Consider the following 1,385-nt stretch of genomic DNA (forward strand, 5'->3'; position numbering starts at 1 on the left):
GATACAATGAACCCTACTGAACGTTAGATACAATGAACCCTACTGAACGTTATAGCGTTGGAAATAACATGTCACTTTGCATTCAAAGTGCTAATTTAGAAGAAATACAAAGATTTTATAATAATTTAATTTCCGATAAGCATGTGAAAATAATCTCTCCACTAGAAAAAAATATATTTAGTGAAGCATATGGTATTATTGAAGATCCTTACGGCATACAAATCCAATTAATGTATGACAAACGACTAAAATAAATAATGAGTCATATTCGCATATTCCTAATAAAAAAAGACACGAAATTCGTGTCTTTTTTTATTTTACCGCAATGACTCTACCCGTTTCACTACTTTCAGTCGCCAATTGAATCAATTTAATAACGTCTAAACCTTCTTGAGCAGTTACAGGTAGTTTTTCACCATTTAATATGCTATCTCGCACGCCTTTATAATACATGTCATAGCAGCCGACTTCTGTTGGAATATGCTCTAAGCTTTCTTCTGTTTCTAAAGTAGCAAAATTCTCTTCAGAGTCTGATCCATAACCATTATCCCCTGGCTTCATTCCAGTCTTTAATTGTTCTTCCTGTGAATCCATACCATACTTCACGATAGAACCTTTATCTCCATGCAGTGTAAAATGTGGTCCAGCTTGCTTTACGTAACTGCTACTATGTAAAATAACGCGCTTCACTCCATAGTGAAGTACAACATGGAAGTAATCATCCACTTCTGCACCTGGTCGTTGTTTTATTACATCTGCGCTTATCGCATCTGGTTTCCCAAATAATGATAATGCTTGGTCAATTAAATGCGATCCTAAATCATATAATATACCTGATCCTGGTAAGTTCTTTTCTCTCCAGCGATCGCGCACATGTGGGCGGAAACGATCGAAATGCGCTTCATATGCGTATACATTCCCTATTCTTTTTTCTTGTAATAATTTCTTTATCGTTAAGAAATCATTATCCAAACGGCGATTATGATACACACTTAAAACGACATTATGTCGGTTCGCTAATGAAATAAGTTCTTCTCCTTCTTCAATTGAAACAACGAATGGTTTTTCCACAACAACATGCTTACCGTGTACAATTGCTTCTTTTACATATGGAAAATGGGTTGTATTCGGCGAAGTAATGACCACTAAGTCAATATCAGCTCGATTTACTAATTCATCAATTGTACCAACAACTTCAGCATTTGGTAATGCTTGTTTCACTACTTCTTCTTTTGATGATAAAATAGCACGAATATCGTATTCTTCTATCGTTTGTAATAACGGGATGTGAAATGTTGTACTAGAAAATCCAAATCCTACAATCCCTACACCTATTTTTTTCATGTTGCCCCTCCATTTGTCCCGCTATTTGCGGGCAGTAAGAC

Annotated in this window: 1 protein-coding gene and 1 pseudogene; one reads left to right on the plus strand and one right to left on the minus strand. The window is 35.6% G+C overall.

All coding sequences use genetic code 11. The features are described from left to right. Positions 1–26: 26 nt before the first annotated feature. Positions 27–254: pseudogene (locus AC1DJR_RS29800) on the plus strand (VOC family protein); the annotation flags it as partial. 58 nt (positions 255–312) lie between these two features. On the opposite strand, the gene AC1DJR_RS29805 reads toward AC1DJR_RS29800, so the two are convergent. Continuing rightward, positions 313–1,344 (minus strand): oxidoreductase, encoded by a 1,032-nt coding sequence (locus AC1DJR_RS29805; RefSeq protein ID WP_429687861.1) that lies wholly within the window; start codon positions 1,342–1,344, stop codon positions 313–315. Between the last annotated feature and the right edge of the window lie 41 nt (positions 1,345–1,385).

Source organism: Bacillus sp. 05T31, from assembly GCF_056396725.1.

Bases quoted from the DNA above. Each gene is read 5' to 3' on its own strand.
- AC1DJR_RS29805 (WP_429687861.1), bottom strand. From the start codon at position 1,344: ATGAAAAAAATAGGTGTAGGGATTGTAGGATTTGGATTTTCTAGTACA.